Origin of the sequence: Aquimarina sp. Aq107, from assembly GCF_943733665.1 — a bacterium.
Taxonomy (GTDB): Bacteria; Bacteroidota; Bacteroidia; order Flavobacteriales; family Flavobacteriaceae; genus Aquimarina.
Genome location: NZ_OX030782.1, coordinates 1,680,040 through 1,701,315, shown reverse-complemented (window position 1 = coordinate 1,701,315; position 21,276 = coordinate 1,680,040). Strand labels below are relative to the sequence as shown.

The following is a 21,276-nucleotide window of genomic DNA, read 5'->3' as shown; positions in this document are numbered from 1 at the left end:
ATGAAGAAAAAAATTCTATTGATATATCTTATTTTTAGTTTTGGAATACTATCGTATGCTCAGGATACATTTCAAAATCAATCTCAGGATAATACGAGAATTGCCACACTAGAAAACAAAATAGATTTACTAAGTGTAGAAGTTCCAGGATTAGGAGAAAAAGTGAATATAAACATCTCTAACACTACACTTCTTAATTTTCTAAGAGCAGTTTCACAGGTCCACAAGATTAATCTAAATCTCTCCGATGAACTTAACTCGATAAATATTATAAATGGATTTAATGACGTAAGTGTAAAAGATCTCCTTTTGTTTTTAGCAAAAGAATATCAATTAGATATTGAATTTACAGGAAATATATTATCAATAAAAAAATACACACCTCCTACGGAAGCGCCTAAAGAAAAAGAAGTAATTATTAATTATGATTTGACTGCAGGAACTCTATCTACTGATCTTAGAAATGATCCTTTACCCAAAGTATTTAGAAAAATAACGGAACTTTCTGGAAAAAACTTACTCTACACTCCCGATCTAAACACCAAGACTCTTTCTTTATACCTAAGTAATGTTCCGATAGAGGTAGCATTACAAAAACTAGCAGAAACAAACGATTTAGATTTTAATACAACGAGAGACGGGTTTTATGAATTCGAAAGCATACCCGGTTTAAATAATGAAACTAATGGAGCTAGTGCTTCTAGAGCAAGACGAAATAGAAGAAATACTAATTATAAAATAGTAGACACTTTAAACAGGGTTTTATCGGTAGATTTAAGAAACGCTAGTGTAGCTGACCTTATTAACAATGTATCTGAAGATCTTAAACTAAATATTTTTACCGCCTCACCATTAGAAAGTGCTGGTAAGGTGACGGTAAAAGCAGAAGCGATTAGTTTCGATGATTTACTTATTAAGATTTTTGAAAGTAATTCTAATGAGGTTTTAAAAAATCCTTCATCAAATAATCAAGGGAATAGAAATAACAATCAAAATCAACAAGGCGGTTTTCAAAATACTGCCACTACTTCAACATCGACCAATTTTACATTTAAAAAAGAAGGGAATGTTTATTACTTTGGGACTGAGAATCAGTTAACCATTAAAAAAATAGAAATGGTACAAATGATGCATCGTTCTATTGCAATGTTAGGAGATGCAAATCCTGCTGGAGGATTCGGAGGAAATAGTTTTGGAAATAACAATTTTGTCACTGGAAGCACTAACTTTTTTGGAAATCAAGGTAACTCAAATTTTAATCAAAATAGAACTAACAATAGGAATCAAGGAACTTTAAACACTGGAATTTCTAGAAATAATTCAAGCAACACTACTAATAGTGCACAAGCTGGATCCATTTCAGATATTTTCCCAGCATCTGTTATAGAAGGGTTGGATATAAAAATAGACACAGAACTCAATAGTTTTGTAGTTAGTGGATCGGGTACCCGAGTAGAAAAATTTAAAAATTTTGTAAAATATATTGATAAGCCTGTACCTCTTATTCTTATCGAAGTTATGATTTTAGAGGTTAGCAGAAGTGCAACTGTAGAAACAGGAGTAGAATTCGGTCTAGGAAAAGAACCAACCACAGCAGAAGGTGTCACCTTCCCTAGCGCCAACATTACTTTAGGTGCACAAACAATCAATAGAATTATTGGAGGTTTTGATGGATTTGGCTCATTAAATCTAGGTAATGTAGTCCCCAATTTCTATATGGATATTAAAGCTATGGAATCGAATGGTAATGTAAAAATATTATCCACACCAAAACTTAGTACTCTTAATGGTCATAAAGCTTATCTATCTAGTGGTCAAACTACCTATTATGCTATTACTAGTCAAAACATTTTTGGATCACAAAATCCCCAAACATCTGAGATAGTAAATTACCAACCCATTGATGCAGAATTAGCATTAGAGTTCAAGCCTTTTGTATCTGGAGATGGTCAGATAACACTAGACATACAGGTTATACAATCTAACTTTAGTGGCGAGCGTATCGCCGAAGATGCTCCGCCAGATATTAATAGCAGGAGATTTTCTTCTATTATGAGGATGCAAGCAAATGACGTCGCCATTTTAGGTGGTATCGAAGAAAAAGTAAAAAATGATTCTGGATCAGGAGTACCATTATTATCGCGCATACCTATTATCAAATGGTTATTTAGTAAAAGGAGAAGAGAAGACTCTAAGAAAAAATTAAACGTAATTATAAAACCAACAGTGTTTTATTAATGGGAACATCATTTAAAAAATATAACCCTATAAAGAAGAGTTTTTTCGCTTTCGAACATTCTGAACAAGAAAACGTTCCTGTTATTCTTGGAATTAAAGTAACGCAAAAAAATGAAGAATTAGATGTAACTCAATATTTTAATGTAAATGATCTGGTTAACATTTCAGACCATATTAAATCTTCGATAAAAGCAAATTTAATAATTACGGATAGTAATGTACTGAACAAAGAAGTAAACACTATAGGTACGGATCAAGAAATTCTTGCAGAAGCTTATCCAAATTTAGATATAAATGATTTTTACTATCAAATCTTAAAAACCAGTCAGAAATCATTCGTTGCTATATGCAGAAAAGAATACGTTCATGCAATTATTGACCAATATAAAAAAGTCAATATACTTATAACTACTGTTGATTTAGGAAGTTTTAAAGTATCCTCATTATTGTCTTATTTTAAAGACGCTACATTATTAACGCATAATTCTAGTATCAAAAGTAGTAGTGAAGAAATTTTTTCTATCCACAATGATAATTGTGATAAAGAAGAATACATAATTGACACCTTAAAAATCCCTAGTACCTATATACTTCCATTTGCTAGTATTTTATACACTGTTACCAATCAATCTATAATTACTGGTAACATCGAAGAAAAAAACACAGAACTAATTAGTACCTATAAAGAGACTCAATTCTTTAAGAAAACGCTGCAATATGGAATTGTTTTTTTATTAATTTCATTATTAATCAATTTTTTTATTTTTAATAGTAAGTATAAAACGTTGCAAAATCTACAAGAAGAACAACAAGTCTATGCTACGCAAAAAGAAAATATAGAAAAACAACAATCCATAGTTAGTACCAAAGAAGGTATCGTAAACAGTATTATAACTACAGGTTTCTCGAAAAGCTCCTATTTTGTAGATCAAATTACACAATTACAACCAAGTACGGTTATTCTAAAATCATTAAACTATCAACCCTTGGCAAAAACGATACGTAATGACAAGCCATTAACTATAAAAAACAAAACTATATTAATTACAGGAGATTCCTCTGACAAAACCAGCTTTACGAATTGGATAAATAAAATTGAAAGTTTATATTTTGTTAATCAAGTAACCATTGTGAATTATGGCTTAGATAAAAAAAACATATCTCTTTTTGAAATAGCAATTAACCTCACTGATGACACAGAAAAATAAAAACATAGTATTAATCATAGGCCTATTGCTTGTTCTGTTTATTGCATACAGATATGGCTTTGCAAAAACCTTTGCGATACATAAAGAGGTGACCAAACTCGAAAATCAAAAGAAGATCTATGAATCTGCTCCTACCCAGTTAGTTGCCTTAGCTAATAAAGAGAAACAATTGGATGAGATCCTAAAAAACAATAATGTAGAGGGAAATTCATTACAAAACAACATATTAAAAGTACTTAATACATTATCAAGTGATTCAAATTTTAAAATAATTAATTTTGAAAAGCCTCATAAGTATATAGACGAAGATTCTCAAAAAACCACTACAACTTATAATTTTACGCTACAAGGAGATTACAAATCATTAATACATGTAGTATACGCTTTAGAACAGAATTATAGTTTTGGAAATATCTTAAGTGTTAATTTCGAAAAGAAGAAAAACTTTAGGACTGGAAATAGGTTTTTGCAGTGTAAAATTTTACTTCAACGAGTGCATTAAGTAAATATAATATTTTAAGGAAATCTATTCAGAATTATTATACTGCTGCATTTCATTAGAAATAAATTTAACCCACTCAACTCTTTAAAAATGCTTTCCTTAAATTGCAACAAAAAATCCGCAAAAGGAAGTTCGTTTCCTAAAAATCATTCTAAATAAAATGAAAAAAATTATTAATATTCACGCAGATGATTTTGGCATAGGAAACGAGATCACTGATAATATTTTGGATTGTATTAATAGGGGAAGTGTTAATAGCATTAGTATAGTTTGTAATACAAATAATTTTAAATATGGAATAGAGAAATATACATCTATACCTAAAAAAATAAGGCTCTGTTTACATTTAAATCTCGTTGAAGGAAAACCAATATCTTCCAAAGAAGAAGTTAATCTTATTGTAGACAAATCTGGAGAATTTAAATACTCTTTCTTGTCACTTTGGCTTTTCTATATCTTAGCTTCAAAAGCTAAAAAGAGAAAAATTAGTGAGCAAATAAAAACAGAAATAGATAATCAAATTGATAAGTATAAAAATGCTATCAATAGCAATACTCCAATATTGATAGATAGCCATATGCATTTCCATATGATACCATTTATTTTTAAATCTTTGCTTGGATTGCATGAAAAACACAAAATTGATTTTATCCGCAACCCGTTGGAACTAAAATATTTTTATGGTTTTACTAAAATGAAAAACTATCTAGCATTAAATTTCATCAAGAATATTTTACTAAATCATCTATCTAAAAAATACATTAGAAGGGCCAAAGAACTTGGTATAAAAACGAACGATTTCTTTGTAGGGGTACTATCCACTGGAAGAATGTCCTACAAAGATGTTGATTCTGCATTATCTAGCATACAAAGAAAACAAAAACCAAAATCCATAGATATATTATTTCATCCAGGGGGAGTGAAAAATAAAGAAAGTATTGATTGGACAAAGAAAAATGCTTTTCTCCAATATTACTCCTCAATAGAAAGAAAGAATGAATCCCAAGTAATCAAAGATGATAATTTTAAAAGTTTAATTCAGAAATATGAGGTTATTTTTAATAATTAGTGAAACCTGTTTTTATCAACCGGATTTTGTTGCTGATTTGATAAGAAAAACTAATCATGATATAGTTGGTGCCATTTTGGTTACTAAAGCATTACCAAAAAGTGACATTGAAAGATATATGATCAAAAATTGGTATTTGTTAACTCCGTTAGAATTATTTAAATTATCTGTAAAAAAAGCCTATCTTTTATTTAAGAACATGTTTTTGAGAACCTCTCCCGAAGGTTCATTTTATAGTGTGAAAAAAGTTTTTGATTGTTTTAATATAGACTATTTCAAGGTGAAATACGATATAAACACTGAAGAAAACTTAAATAGAATAAGAGCTTATAAACCAGATATAATCATTAGTTCCAACCCTTTGATTTTTGGAAATGAGTTGTTAAACATACCTAAATATTGTATTAATAGGCATAGTGCTCTTCTACCATCATTCGGTGGTCTTTGGCCTGTTTTTCAAGCGATTAGAAAAGGAGAAAGTAGTGTTGGTGTTTCTTGTCATACTATGGAGAAAAAAATCGACAAAGGAATTCTTTTAGGTCAAAAAATAATACGTGTAGAGAATGACGATACTATTGATCGACTATATCAAAAATGTTTTAAACATAGTGCTGAAGTAGTTTTGCAAGCGATTCATAAAATTGAAAAAAATGAAATACATCCAATTCATAATACCTACACACCTTCCTACTTTAGTTTCCCAAAAAAAACTCATTGGAAAGAACTAAGAAAAAGAAAAAAGAATTTTATATAGTATATACCGTCCATTCTTAAATCTATCCCTTAGTTATCTTTATTAGATCTGTTTTTTTCTCTAATAAATATTGACACTTTTTATTTAAACTTTACCCTGTTTTTTTTAAAATCCAAAAAAAATCAAATTTCTATGGTAACATATTTCTTACAAACGACACTTAACTATATAAAAAGAAAGTAACGGATAAAATTGAAGGGTAAGAAATTAAGTTTAGAAGGGAAAAACAAATGTAAAATATTCATTAACAACTATCAGTTTTTAACAATTTTAAACATTTATTAACAAACGTAAAAATCCCCTTACGGTTATACCACAAACAATTATATTTGCGCCTTCTTTTTTAGCCTTAAAAGAACAACTTATTATTAAGATAAACTTATATAGTAATAATTTCCAAATTAGCTTATTTAATAAAAATAAATACACAAATATTATTATGAAAAAAACACTAATCACTGTTTTTATATTATTTATTTACAATTTCACCTTCTCCCAAAACTTCTTAGACAATTCTACCTGGCAAGCTGGTTCTGGCGTTCCACAAGGCTATGTAAATAAAGGATCCGATATGGAAAATAGTATGGAATTAGGTACAGGACCATATGGTGATCAAGCTATTCTGTGGAAGGCTATTCCTGATGGTACAAGTGGTTCAGATGGTGATGGAGGTTTTGATTCTAAATATGTTAATATAGACCATACAAAAACATATCGCTTAACGGTTTGGATAAAAAAAACAAATTCGGTTAGCGGAACCACTTATTTTGGAACATATACTAGAGATGGTAATTTTGCTCATAGTACTTTAAATCTAAATGGAGCTGCGGTTGGAAATGCCTACCTCTGGTATGGGGATTTACCAGACCTTAATCAATGGTATTTATTAGTGGGTTATGTACATCATAGCGGGTATAATTCAACCACTAGCTTAGGAGGTATCTACGATATACACGGGACTAAACTAATGAATACAAGAGAGGATTTCAAGTTTAAAATTGGAGCAGATAAATTAGTTAATAGAGCATATCTATTTTATGACTCTAACGTAAATGATCGACAATATTTTTATGGCCCAAGAATAGAAGAAGTAAATGGCAACGAACCAACAATAGAGCAATTAATTTCAACCAATATAAATGACAATACCAATGGAAATGATATAAGTGGAGTATGGTTAAAAAATAATAACAACATCTATTACAACAAACAAGGAAATGTTGGAATAGGAACCACAAACCCAGACGCCAAACTAACCGTAAAAGGAAACATTCATACGCAAGAAGTAAAAGTAGATCTTAACGGAGCCGTGGCTCCTGATTATGTGTTTTTAGAAGATTATGATCTAAAAACTATTAATGAGGTAGAAGCCTATATTCAGGATCAAGGGCACTTACCAAATATTCCTTCTGCGGCAGAAATGGAGCAAAATGGTATCGAGCTAAAACAAATGAATCTTAATCTATTAGAAAAAATAGAAGAGTTAACACTATATACGATTGCCCAAGAGAAAAGAATTAAAGAGTTAGAAAGCAGAGATGTTAAAATCAAAACTCTTGAGGAAAAAATAGAATTATTATTAAAAGGAAAATAAAAAATGAAAATAAAAAATATCATATTCACTTTTGTAGCTATTGGATTTTCATATAACCTTAATGCTCAATCAGTTCCTATAACGGGCAACGGATATCATTACTATGGTCCTAATACGAATTGGGGAGAATATTTGAAAGTTGGGGGTAATGGAAGAGGTACTACTAAAGCCTCAGTAGTAGCGACCAATGGAAATTTGCATTTAGATTCAAAAGATGGAAATGCGACATACATTAATCATTACAGCAAAGGAAACACCTATTTAAATACTCAAGGAGGTTCTGTAGGTATTGGTAATTCTAATCCCTCAGAAAAACTTGATGTTACAGGAACCATCAAAAGTAACAAATTAATACTTCTTGATCCTAATAGAGCCACTGACTGGAATACTTTATGGCAAAGCGGTTTTTATGAAAGTTATAATGCAATTAATGCACCTGAGCCTAACCAATGGTTTTGGGGGATCAATATGAATCATAGTAGTAACAATTCCGATTACAAATATAACGGTCAATTACTAATTAAAAATAACTCCGTACATCCCAAAATGTATTTCAGAAGCACAAACAAAGAAGGTACCGGAACCTGGGCAAGACTAGTCCACAGTGTAGGTAATCAATATATCGAGGGAGCATTAGGTATTGGTGTGGCAACTCCAGCTAATGGGACTAAATTACACGTTTCCAGCGGAGTGCAATTCAGAAAAACGACAATTGGACTCACATTAGCATCTGCAGATAACAGTTGGTTAAGAGATGATTGGCTTACTGGGGCTTATGGACCTGCTAAATGGAATCAGGATACTAAAAAGTGGGTTCGCCCTGGAGGAACATATAATGATATTGGTGGTATTATCTACCAGGATGAAGGCACTTATTTTCTGCGAGAACGTCCTGGTACCAAATTAGAATACACAAATAGTGAACTTCTTAGCACCTCGTTTATGTTTGCAAATATGTTTAATGGAAATATTGGAATAGGAACCAACACTCCAGACGCCAAACTAACCGTAAAAGGAAACATTCATACACAAGAAGTAAAAGTAGACCTTAACGGAGCTGTCGCACCTGATTATGTGTTTTTAGAAGATTACGATCTAAAAACTATTAATGAGGTAGAAGCTTATATTAAGGATCAAGGACACTTACCAAATATTCCTTCTGCGGCAGAAATGGAGCAAAATGGTATCGAGCTAAAACAAATGAATCTTAATCTATTAGAAAAAATAGAAGAGTTAACACTCTATACAATTGCACAGGAAAAACAACTCAAAGAAGCAAACAATAAACTTCTGATATCCGACACTCGAATTCAGACTTTAGAAACTAAAAATAAAGAGCTCGAAGCTCGATTAGAAAAACTAGAAAAATTAATAACTAAAGAATAATAAAGTTTGAGGTCAGGAAATGAAATATAAAGCTTTGCTTCAATAAACCTCTGACACCGGACCTCGGACTTCCGGCTTAAAAACAAAACCCTAAATAAAAATAAACATCGGACATCAAAACCTCCGACATCAGACATAAAAAACAAAAAAATGAACAAAATAGCATTACCCATCGCCTTAATCGCATTAGTAGCATCTATAGCCTCTTTTTTCTACTTACAATCTTCTTCTGATCTTGTATATGTAGATGTCAATAAACTATTAGATGGTTATAAAAGAACCAAAATTGTAAAAGCAGAATTTGATGAGAAAGCAAAAACAATGAAATCAAATGTTGATAGCTTATTAGCTGATTGGCAAAACGAATTAAAAACTTACGAAAAAGAACGCAGTGGTCTTAGTAAAAAAGAACTAGAGTTAAAACAACAGTTGCTAGGTAATAAACAACAACAGATTAACAATTACCAACAAGCCGTACAAAAGCAATTACAAGAGGAAGATAAGAAAGTAACACAAACTGTGATCAACGATATCAATGATTTCGTAAAAGAGTATGGTAAAAAGAATGGATACAAAGTAATTTTTGGAGCAACCGGTAGCGGAACCATTATGTATGGAGAAGAGTCTGCTGACTTAACAGATAAAGTATTAGAAGAATTAAATGCTGAATTTGAAGGGAAATAGTTAGCAGTCAGGAGTCGGGTGCTAGAAGTCAGAGGCCAAGAGTCAAACAAAAACCTCGGACACCCAACATCCAACTCCTGACATCCAACTCCTGACATCAGACATCGGACATCAGACATCGGACATCCGACATCCGACTTTTAAAAAAACAAACCATGAAATTTAAATTTGAAGAATTAAGGATTTGGCAAAAAGCAATGGATATGGGCGAAGAACTAAACAAAGTTGCGAAGTCCTTTCCTAAAACAGAAATGTACAATCTTACTTCTCAAATGATAAGAGCAATAGATTCAGTTGCCTTAAATATTTCTGAAGGATCTATTGGACAAACCAATCCGGAATTCAAAAGGTTTATGGGATACTCGATACGATCTTTAGCAGAGGTAGTAACATGTTTACATAAAGCTGAAAGAAGAAAATACATCAATAAAGATGAATTTGAAAAGTATTATGCTGATAGCTACGAATTAATGAATATGATGACAGCGTTTAAAAAAAGTATAAAATGATTAAGTTAAACTATAAACATTCGCCCTCGGACATCGGACATCAGACAGACGACATCAAACATTGGGCCTCGGACACTCGACATCGGACATACAAACCCAAAAGATTAGTATGCATGTTAGCGATAGCTTTAATCATAGCTTCGTGTTCGAACACTACTTTTAACACTAAAGAAGAATTATGGAACTATCTCAATAATCCAGAGAATAAATATATCCACACCAAAACAGTAAACGGAGTGGATTTCTCCATTGTGTATAAACCAACAGATTTATTAGTAGATCAAGAATTAAGTGGTCAGGTCTCTGCTAAAAAAATTGATAGTTTACGAAGTAAATATGATCAATACTTGTATTTCAATTTATCTATGGCTAAAAACAATCAGGAATTACTAAGCAATGTAGCGGGTAATAAACAACAATTTGGAGCTATGGTAAATCAACTAGCTTTTGGGATGGAACAAAAAATTCATTTCTACACACCACAAAAAGACACTATAGCAATGGCAGATTATATCTACCCTAGAATGTATGGAATGAGTGGCGCTACTACTATTTTGTTAGTATATCCTAAAGAAACTATGGTAACAAATGCAGAGCATATGACACTTAGTATTGAGGACCTTGGTTTTTATACAGGTGAAGTAAAATTTAAGATCCCAACAAAAATATTTAAAGACGAATTAAAATTGAAGTTTGAATGAGTAAGATGCTTGAAGACAGAGGTCGGAAGATAATATTTATCACCCTGAGCCTGTCGAAGGGTAGACAACAAACATCGGACATCGGACACTAATTATCCTGAGCTTGTCAAAGGAAAAAACAAAAAAAGTAAAACATCAAATCACAAAACTGATGAAGAAATATAAAACAAAACTATTAAGAATGACACATAAATATGTACTTATGAGTATTATTTGCTCATTTCTTCTATGTACTCATAATATATCGGCACAAGGACCAAACGCTCCAGAAGCTGGTGCTTTTGAACCCGTAGATGCTACTGACATGGTAAATCTTCTTACAGGAGATATGTCATATGTGCTGCCATTGTTAAATGTACCCAGTCCAGAAGGCGGTTATCCACTAGCACTATCATACCATGCAGGAATTGCTATGGATCAAGAAGCATCTTGGGTAGGGTTAGGATGGTCTCTAAACCCTGGAGCTATTAATCGTTCATTAAATGGATACCCTGATGATTACAATTCTTCTTTATTATCAGAGTATTTTTATGACGAAGGAGGACAAGAAAGCATTTATTCCCTATCCGTTAACTATTCTTATGGAGTTTCTGTAGGTGTAGGTTTTTCTTGGGGAAGTAATAGAAGTTTAGGAGGTTTTGTGAGCGCAGGATTTGGGGTCGGTGGTTTAGGAGTAAATGCCAGAACAGGAACAGATGGAGGCTCTATTGGTTTGGGATATACAACTCCAGGAGGCCTCTCTGTAGGATTATCTGCAAATTCTGATGGTACTGTAGGAGGTTCTGTTGGTTTTAACAGTAATGGATCAGGGTTCCAAGTTAGCGGTTCGAGTGATGGTGCATATGGTTTTGCTTTCTCAAAAAATTCTAGAACAGGAAATAGTTATTCTTTAGGTTTTAATTTATCATCCTCAGGAGTTGGATTAAGTGCTAATGCAAACAGTGTAGGTTTTAACGTTAATTCTTCAGGAGGAAGTATAAGTGCTGGAGGAATTGGAATAGGTATTAATGTAGCGTTCAATAATGCTATTAGTAGTGGCGATTATTCGTCTAAATCATCAGGTTATAATATACCAATTGTTGTACCTACGCCGGTTGGGGTATTTAGCCTATCTTTTGGAAAGCAAAAATTTGAATACAAACTAGGTAAAAATGAGTATAATTTTGTTACCGGTCCTTTAAATTTTAGTGAAGATATTTCTAGCAAATCCGGTTATCAAATTTATTGTTCTACTGCAGATGGTTTTTTTCAAACTTACAACGGTGTTGTAGCTACTACTGATCAGAGAGATGATATACTTGCTTCTTATGGTTCCTGTAGTTCTTGTGAATGCACCGTTACAGAAGCTAGCTTATCTGCATTCATGGATATTTACGAAATATCCTTAAATGATAATAATATAAATGATAAAACTAAAATTGATCTAAATAATCCTGTATTTCCTGCATATGACAAATATAATGTGCAAGCGCAAGGTCTATCTGGAAGTATTTCTGCTAAACAATTTGATAATGGAGGTTTATTTGGTTTGTCTGACAAACGAAGTAATAACGGTTTTAAAACAAAATATACTGATCACGATACTTTCATCGAACCTATAGGATTTAGATTCAGAGGTAATCCAATTTTTTATTTTGAAAATGAAATAAGTACTTATATAGAAGTCCCTCCGATACCTTTTAACTACAATAATAATAATTCTACGATAAGACAACATAATATTTCTGATGGTTATTATGGTGGTGAAATAAGAAAAGCTAAATCGAATTATATTGAGCATTTCACTAATGACCAAATAATAAATGACTATGAGCTAATTAAAGATAGGGGATTCTTAAAGCCTATTGGCATTGGGTTTTCCAGAAACAATAAACCCCTAGAAGGAATAGGTGCCTTTAAAATTACCTCAGCAGATGGTAAAACCTACCATTATTCACTTCCAGTTTATAATCATGAAATAATAACAAGATCATTTGGACATATTGATCAAAGACCCAATGAAAGCCAAGCATATATGGAGAAACGTCAATTAGAAGCATATGCTACTCACTGGTTGCTAACGGCAGTTACAGGTCCTGATTATATTGATAATGGTGATGGTATAGCAAATGAAGGAGACCTAGGATACTGGACAAGTTTTGAATATGGCAAATGGTCTGACGCTTTTGTATGGAAGGCTCCTTTTGATAGAGAATATATTGAAAGTTCTGATTCAAATATGAAAACATGGATAAAAGGAAGAAAACAAATATTCTACTTAAATAAAATAAAAACTAGAACACATTCAGCGTTATTTATAAAATCAACTAGAAACGATGCTAAATCTGTATCTTGGGATTACTCATCTGCTAACCATACTGATGATATTGCTCAAACATCAAATAATTATACTCCCAAATTTAGCATACCATCTCAAAGACAATTAAAATTAGATAAGATTGTTCTTTTAAAGAATAAAGATGCTAATGGAATTACCACTCATGGAACGAATGAAATTCAGACTAGTGATTATATTAATATTAAATATAACCAATCAGTAAAAGAAGATGAATCAGCCTCATACAATTCTTATGAATATGTTTTAAATTCAGTAGACGTTGATCCCGAAATAATTTTAGAAAGCGCTATCAAAACTATCAACTTTAATTATTCAGATCCAGCTCAATCTTTAGTGAAAAACGCTCCCAATACTCAAGCAGCAGGATTAGGAAGGTTAACCTTGGACAAAGTATATTTTAATGGAAAAAAGAACTTATCAAGTTTACCTCCTTATAAATTTGATTATAAGGATAGTAATTATACTTATGACAAAGAAGCTCAAGGGGCTTGGGGATATCATAAAACTAATACCGATCAATGGTCATTAAATAAAATAACTACGCCTGAAGGAGGAACGATAAACGTTACCTATGAAGACCACGAATACTATCCTTTACATAAAAACACTTTGTTCGGAGCAGAATATTCATCAGCTGTAAATCCCCAGTTAGTGTCTAACTCTAATTCAAATGGAACTAATTTAATTAATGGATTGAGACTTGAAGGAGAAGGCGAAAACGAAATCATTATTGAACATAATGAAAATGAGTTTATAAGTCCAAATAGTAATTACTCATACCCTATATATGACAAAGGATATCTCAGGTTTAGATTGAAAACTGTTAATTCATATGATAATATCCAATTACAAGATAAGGTCGACATTAAATTTCAAGTTCATTTTGGCTCTCCTGCAGTAAACTATATAGGTAAAGGAACAGTTATAGAAAAAGTATCAGCTAAAGAATTCGTTTTAGAAACTGATCTAGAATCTGAATGGGGAGAAATGATTCAAGATCCTAATGAAAGAAGTAGAAATTATTGTTATCTAGATATTATCTCTTCAGGCTATAATAACAAAGAGGCTGGTCCTAGAGTTAAAGAAATAGAAATTTCAGATGGAATAAACTCTTATATTACATCTTACAATTATAACTACGAGGAACAACCATCGGGTTATGTAAGTTACCTTCCTTTTGCTCCATATCTTGAAAAAGAGATACCATACTCTGCAGAGTTACCTGCTCCTAAAGTAATGTATGAATATGTAACTACTGAATTTAAAAATGGTCAAGGGAACTCTACGAGCAAAGTTAGATACAAATTTAATGTACCAAAAGCCAAAACAGAAAATGAAATTAAGTTTGGAGATTTTTATGAAATTAGAAAATCTAATAGAGTAATTAATAATTCAGGACAAAATAAAGAAGTATTGATTGGTGAGTATACTGTGAGAGATAATTTGTCAACAATTGGTCAATTATTGGAAACAGTATCATATAATAATGAAGGACACATACTATCAAAATCAGTTAATGAATATTTTAATATTTTTCAATCGCCTAATAGAATGGGGGTATCTCAAGAATCATATCAATCTTATAAAGAAATTGATTACGATGATATTGAAAAGCAGGACAAATGGATTATCACTTCATCCACTAGAATTAAATTCCCAAGTCTTCTTCGTAGTACTTCTGAGTACAATCAAGGAAATGTTTACAATACTACATTTAACATTTTTAATTCTGTATCAGGTAAATCATTAATGCAAGAAACATCAGATGCACAAAACAATAAAATCAGAACCTACACAACACCTGCTTTCACAATTCCTGAATACTCCGGTGCTTGGAATGTAAATTATGGTATGGGTTCTAAAGCAGATAATCCTACTCATAAAAATATGCTTACCCAAACTGCAGCAACACGTACTCAAATCAGAATAGGTAACGGTTGGAAAACAATTAACGCAAACATCAATACCTGGAACAATGATTGGACCTATCGAAATTATAATGGTTCCACTACTACTCCAACCAATGATGCAGAAAAGATCTGGCGTAAACATCAAACCTTTGCCTGGAAAGGTGAAGTTGATGAAGACGGAGCATATACTGGATATACTGGTGATGATGATAACTTTAATTGGTCTGATCCTGATAATCAATCCAATGCTAAATGGATCAAAACATCTACAGTAAGTCTATACGATCATTACTCAATGCCTTTAGAATCTATTGATATTAATGAGAATAAAGCAAGTACCAAAATGGGAGATGATAACTCCAAAGTATTTGCAGTAGCAAATGCTGGATATACAGAAATGTATTATTCTGGAGCAGAAGACTTGATAGATAATACAAATTACTTTAGTGGAGAAGTGTATAAAGGAAGTACCGCTACCCTATCGGATACCTATCATACAGGATCTAAAGCCATACAAGTGTCTGCTAATGTAAAGGCATTTGCTGTTACTCCTAAAGCTGGAAATTATAAAGTTTCTGTTTGGGCTTATAAAGGAAGTAATACGAATTATACCAATACCAAATTAAAAGCAGGTAGCACTACAATTGCATATCATCCTGCAGAAGTAATTCCTGCAGGAGATTGGGTACAATTAAACTTTTACACAAATGATATTGGTGCAAATCAAGAAATATATGTGTATACAACTTCTGGAACTGTTATCTATGATGATTTTAGATTAGTACCTATCGCTTCTTCAATGAGTAGTTATGTATATAATGAATGGGATGAACTTACCTATATCATCGGAGCTAACAACTTAGCTACTAAATACGAATATGATGATGCTGGTAGACTACATAAAACTTATAGCGAAGTAATGGATACTCAAGAAATTACTGGAGGATTTAAGTTGAATAAAGAAATCAACTATAATTATGGGAATCCTACAAGTAATGACACCACCAACCCTAATGCACTTTCACTAAGTCTTGGTATTGGTAATGCTAATACATCTACGACAACACTTACCGCAACTGCAAATGGAGGTAGTTATGAGTATGAATATCGATTTGCGATTGGTACTAGCTCCTCTAATTTAAGTTATGGGAGTTGGACATCCTCTAATACTAGAAGTTTGACTACCAATTGTACATCTACAGGAAGACGCTATTACAAATGTCAGGTACGTGATAAAAATTCTGGGGCTACTAAAGAGAGTACCGGAAATCATCAAAGAGGGAATTGTGGAATTGGAGATGATGATGACCCTATAGATATTATTCAACAATAAATAACCAGTTTAAAAGAAAATAAAGAATGAAAAATTTTAAAACATATAGCACTTGTTTTTTAGTACTAGTTTTATCTTTTTGGGGAACAGCTCAAGATTTAAACTGGTATCAGAATACTGGTTTTGATATCATCAATTCTAATACAGTATCAGGAAACGGAAACCTATTATCACACGAAGTATTATCCCAAGAACAAACTACCGGGCATTTTGAAATTACTAATTTCAAGGTTGATGGTAATAATCTAGGTGGTTTTGTAGAAACAAAATTCTCTTCAGCATCCATATTCTTATCACAAACTGTCTCAACGAGTTTAAACGGTAGCAATGGATATACCATTACTATTGTACATAATTCTAGGAATGATTTAGTAGGAAATCGATACACAATAACCGCTAAAAAACCAGATGGAACAGAACTGGGGAAATTAGAAGATGTCATACTGCAAACTACGGATCGTATACGTATTGAAAAATTAAGTAGTACACAATTACGTTTCCTCTTTAACAATCAGGTGATCGCTACGGTTACTGATGCTAATTTATCTTGGAATCGTGCAGGAATACAAAGTTACAATCTAATAGAAGTTGGAGTTAATCCAGGTATTTTGTCCATGTCCTATGCGCAAAGTGGTTTTGAAATCACTGATGAAAGCTATGGACCTTTTTCTGTTACTGATACAGATAAAAATTGGGTATCTGTAAATAGTTATGGAATTACTGAAAATGTAGTAGGTAATTTCATAGGAGCTAGCGTAAGTTATTATGATGATTTGGGTAAAGGAACACAATCTCAAACTTTTGATACAAAGGCTAAAAAAACCTGGGCATCAGAAATACGTTATGATAGTCAAGGAAGACCAGCATTAAGCACACTAAGTGCTCCAATTGGAGGTAATCCAAGTTTTACTTATAAAGATGGGTTTATTAAAAAATCAGGTAACGCTGATTTTAATATCAGTGATTATGAAAATACTGATCTAGAAAATCCTACTCCTGTTACGGATGGAGCAAATACATTAGGATGGTACTATAGTGAAAATAACAATAGTGACCCATATCAAGACATTACAAATAGACCTTATTCTAGAACTATTTATAGTGATTTAAATCCTGGAACTGCTTTAAAAACTATTGGTGGTAACAAAATGGACGATCAATGGAAACAGGGCCATGTATTTTCTATGCCCGCAGGACAAGAATTATCAAAGCTCGGAGCTTTTGGGGATTCTAAATATGATGACTATAAAATCATAAAAACCGTATCTAGAGATATACACGGTATCGAAGCTGTAGTCTTTACGGATACAGATGGTAGAACATTAGCAGCCGCTAGAAGTGGTAATGAAGAAGGTGGTATTGCTAACTCTAGAACATCCTCAGTAAAAATCAGTGAACAAGGATTTGTAGATATTCATATTCCTGTTGGTAGAAGTGGAATCTCATTATCCAGTAATCCTGGTATTACGGTGTATGATCTAATCACAGAAGAAATCGTTACTACCAACATAGGTAGCTTATCGAATGGATTTTATAGAATTGCAATTACAGATACAGACGATTATATTGCCAATAGTATTTCTGTTAATTATCCAGAAAACTATTATGATTATAGCTTAAATGAATACGATAAAGCAGGACGTTTACTAAGTAGCAAACAACCTTTAGTACAATTAGAAAGTACCTTTGAGTATAATGCATTAGGACAATTAACCTATACCAAAAGTCCTGATGAAGGTGAAGCTTGGTTTAAATACCGTAGCGATGGACAAATTCGCTACTCTCAAAATAGTAAACAATTGGCAGCTGGTGAATTCTCATATACCAATTATGATCAACTAGGAAGGCCTACAGAAAGTGGTGTTTTAGTCAATGGTAATTTTACCACGGCAAATCCAGATACGGCTTTACCTTCTGGAACTAGAAAAGAACAACACCTTACCATCTACGATGCATTAATACAATCTGATAAAAACTATCTATCAGGTGTCCACAGCAGCTACGCCAATCCATCATTCTTATCAGGTAATGTGGCAAAAACCGAAAACGAAAATACCACTACCTATTATAGTTATGATATCTATGGTAGAGTGCAATGGATTGTACAAAATATTGCGGATTTAGGAGATAAAACGATCGATTATGAATATGATCCAATTACAAGTCAAGTAAACAGAGTAGTGTATCAAAAACACAGTACATCGGATTTATTTATACATAAATACACTTATGATACAAATGATTATAGTCTTACCAAAGTAGAAACAGCTACTAACATTAATGGTCCTTATACGGAACATGCTACCTATGAGTATAATGAAACCGGTGCATTAAAAACGTTAAATCTGGCCGAAGGATTACAAAAAATAGACTATGTCTACGCCCTAAATGGTGCTTTAAAAAGTATAAATGACCCTACGCTTGATGATACTAATAACCCAGCACAAGATATTGATGATCTTTTTGGGATGAACCTACATTATTATGATAACGACTATACTCGTACTAACACTCCAAGATCTGTGGCTCGTACAAGTGCAGGGATCAATCAATATAATGGAAATATAAAATCAATTACTTGGAACACTAATAGACCAGATATAACCAATACTCCTAATAGTTACTATTATACATACAACAAAAACAATTGGTTAACAGGAGCTAGTTTTAACCAACCGGTTAATGAAGCAGACCCTAGTATCCCTTTGGATTTAGATCCATTAAACCAACCTGTTAGTAGCACTACAGATGCAGAAGCTAGACGATCTATTACCTTAGAAAACGGTTTTAGTATCACCGCAACGACCGGTCGTACTTTTAGTGCTAAGATTATAACTGATGGGACAGTATTGGGTGATGGAGATTATAATGTATCTAACATTACCTACGATGCTAATGGAAACATACAATCATTGAATCGTAATAAGGACAATGCTAATGGAAGTAATGCCATGGATAAACTATCGTATGCATACAAAACAAACAAACCCAATCAATTGCTGCGGGTAGATGATACCGTAGGTGCAGTATCCGATGCAGATGATATCGAAGATCAAGATGGAAATAACTATGAGTATAATGAAATAGGGCAACTGGTAAAGAACAATGAAGAAAATATTGAGTATCTTTATAACGCCAGTGGATTGGTGACTGAGGTTAGAAAAGATAATCAAACCTTGGTGAAGTTCTTTTACAATGATAAAAATCATAGGGTACGTAAGGAATCCTATAATCCAAATAGTAGCGCTACAACAACAACTTTTTACGTAAGAGATGCTGCAGGTACTGCCATGGCTATATATAACAAATTTAATGCCAATGTTCCTGGAGGAGGATCTACAGCCTCAATTGCGGAACATACGATCTATGGAGCAAATAGATTAGGCGTTTATAAAAGAGGATTATTTGGTGGAGGAAAGAGTTTATACCAACTAACAGATCATTTGGGTAATGTGCGTGCAGTGGTAACCAGAGATCAAGAAACTGGTACTGCAATGGCCGTAAGTGCTACCGATTACTATCCCTTTGGTATGCCAATGCCCAATCGTACCCTGAGCGGAGCCGAAGGGTATCGCTACGCATACCAAGGACAAGAAGTAGATCCTGAAACAGGGAAGGAAGCGTTTGAGTTAAGGCTTTGGGATGCAAGGATTGGACGTTGGTTGACTACTGATCCAGCGGGGCAATATCATTCACCATATATGGCAATGGGAAATAACCCTGTTATTGGTATTGATCCTGATGGGGCTAAAAATATTAGGTTTGACTCTGATGGAAATTACATAGGTGTTGATAGTGATGTATGGTGGCACAACCTTCTTTTTGGTACTAGAGGTCAATACGGAAGTGATGAAAATGGTTGGACAAATTTTGAATTCTCAGATACGGAAAACGACGTAAAAAATATTCTTGATGGTGTCTATGATAAATTAGTTGTTGTTAATAAAGAAGATGTTAGGAATTTGTTAATTAATGGTGGTGCTTTTGATAAAGATAATAGAAATAATGTTATTAGCTATATGCTTCAAGAAGGTGTTGGCAAGGGAGAATTAGATTATGCAATAAAATCTAAAAATGGATTAGCAGATGCTTGGCCTGGTACTAATACCTATGGAACTATTTATGTTTTTGACGATACTGGTTTTAATAATCATAACTTTGGAAATTTTTTATTAGGAGCTTCTGCTGCTACTTTACAAATCCAATTTGTTGCAATACCTCTGTTAGGAGCTCATGCTAACAGTTTTGGTTGGGTTAAAAATGCTTTGAACGGATATTCTCCTCAGCTTGATTCTATGGATGATCAATTATCTATTAAACAAGGGTTTTATTATGCTAGATCACAAGGTTGGCATTATAAAAATGTAGATGGAAGTTATGATTATCGTGGAACCATATTAGATAGATTATGAAAAAAATCAGTTTAACAATTATTACACTTTTTGTATTAATGAGTTGCAATACTCCTAGGTATAAAAAATTAGTATTAAATTATGATTCATTTAATTTTGAAATTTTCACTGGGCTCGAATTTCGAAATAGAGGGCTTGATAAAGATGGTAACATAATCTTGCTCATTTTCGAGAAAAATAGTTTAGTTTACAATTCTACTATCATAGTGGACAAAAAAAGTGAGAATATTGTTTCTGTTGAAACTATTAAAGGAAATCCAAAAGAACAACAGTTTTTAAAAACGATGGTTTCGGAATTTATTAAAATAAATGTTCCATATTTGAAGGTCGATTATGAACAAAATGTTTTTATAAATCCTGATAATTTTGAACATTATAATTTGGTTAGAATAAATGATCCTAAAACTTTTTTTAGAAATAAGAACCTCAATAATTTCAAAAAAATTATTGATAGATGGTATTTAAGAGATTAAACCCCCGCTACCGCTAGTTTGTAACTAGTGGCGGTAAAGATTGGAAGCGTATGAGTAAGCGATAACACAACAGCTATAAGCTTGATAATTTATAGCTGTTGTGTTCCATATCGTAAAGCAACTTTTTATTTCGAACTAATAAGTAGAAAGAAAGAATAAATAAAT

General features: G+C 32.5%; 13 protein-coding genes. All 13 read left to right on the top strand.

Annotated features, from left to right (window positions below):
* The 13 genes from NMK29_RS06900 to NMK29_RS06840 all read left to right on the top strand — a co-directional run bounded on the left by NMK29_RS06900 (position 1) and on the right by NMK29_RS06840 (position 21,111).
* Positions 1-2,238, top strand: coding sequence for a type II secretion system protein GspD (locus NMK29_RS06900; RefSeq protein WP_108804603.1), 2,238 nt, complete (start codon positions 1-3; stop codon positions 2,236-2,238).
* Positions 2,238-3,446, top strand: coding sequence for a hypothetical protein (locus NMK29_RS06895; protein WP_108804566.1), 1,209 nt, complete (start codon positions 2,238-2,240; stop codon positions 3,444-3,446). The genes NMK29_RS06900 and NMK29_RS06895 overlap by 1 nt, the downstream gene beginning before the upstream one ends.
* Positions 3,430-3,948, top strand: a complete 519-nt coding sequence (locus NMK29_RS06890) for a hypothetical protein (protein WP_108804567.1) — start codon at positions 3,430-3,432, stop codon at positions 3,946-3,948. Before NMK29_RS06895 ends, NMK29_RS06890 begins: the two co-directional genes overlap by 17 nt.
* Before the next feature lie 160 nt (positions 3,949-4,108).
* Positions 4,109-5,017, top strand: coding sequence for a ChbG/HpnK family deacetylase (locus NMK29_RS06885; RefSeq protein ID WP_108804568.1), 909 nt, complete (start codon positions 4,109-4,111; stop codon positions 5,015-5,017).
* Positions 4,995-5,771, top strand: coding sequence for a formyltransferase family protein (locus NMK29_RS06880; RefSeq protein WP_027391079.1), 777 nt, complete (start codon positions 4,995-4,997; stop codon positions 5,769-5,771). Before NMK29_RS06885 ends, NMK29_RS06880 begins: the two co-directional genes overlap by 23 nt.
* A 439-nt stretch (positions 5,772-6,210) precedes the next feature.
* Positions 6,211-7,365 carry a tail fiber protein gene (locus tag NMK29_RS06875; protein WP_254097187.1) on the top strand — a complete coding sequence of 385 codons (1,155 nt, stop codon included), beginning with the start codon at positions 6,211-6,213 and terminating at the stop codon, positions 7,363-7,365.
* A gap of 3 nt (positions 7,366-7,368) precedes the next feature.
* Positions 7,369-8,751, top strand: coding sequence for a tail fiber protein (locus tag NMK29_RS06870; protein ID WP_254097185.1), 1,383 nt, complete (start codon positions 7,369-7,371; stop codon positions 8,749-8,751).
* A gap of 150 nt (positions 8,752-8,901) precedes the next feature.
* Positions 8,902-9,435, top strand: a complete 534-nt coding sequence (locus tag NMK29_RS06865; protein ID WP_108803175.1) for an OmpH family outer membrane protein — start codon at positions 8,902-8,904, stop codon at positions 9,433-9,435.
* Between the two features lie 155 nt (positions 9,436-9,590).
* The gene (locus NMK29_RS06860; RefSeq protein ID WP_108803174.1) at positions 9,591-9,944 is read left to right on the top strand and encodes a four helix bundle protein; all 354 of its coding nucleotides are present in this window, start codon (positions 9,591-9,593) and stop codon (positions 9,942-9,944) included.
* Positions 9,941-10,645 (top strand): hypothetical protein, encoded by a 705-nt coding sequence (locus NMK29_RS06855; protein WP_234424254.1) that lies wholly within the window; start codon positions 9,941-9,943, stop codon positions 10,643-10,645. The genes NMK29_RS06860 and NMK29_RS06855 overlap by 4 nt, the downstream gene beginning before the upstream one ends.
* Positions 10,646-10,796: 151 nt before the next feature.
* Entirely contained in the window at positions 10,797-16,226 is a 5,430-nt protein-coding gene (locus tag NMK29_RS06850; protein ID WP_159092194.1) for a hypothetical protein, read from the top strand.
* A 26-nt stretch (positions 16,227-16,252) separates the two neighbouring features.
* Positions 16,253-20,638 (top strand): RHS repeat domain-containing protein, encoded by a 4,386-nt coding sequence (locus NMK29_RS06845; RefSeq protein ID WP_108803171.1) that lies wholly within the window; start codon positions 16,253-16,255, stop codon positions 20,636-20,638.
* A complete protein-coding gene (locus NMK29_RS06840) occupies positions 20,635-21,111 on the top strand; it encodes a hypothetical protein (protein ID WP_108803170.1) in 477 nt (158 codons plus the stop codon). Before NMK29_RS06845 ends, NMK29_RS06840 begins: the two co-directional genes overlap by 4 nt.
* Positions 21,112-21,276 lie beyond the last annotated feature (165 nt).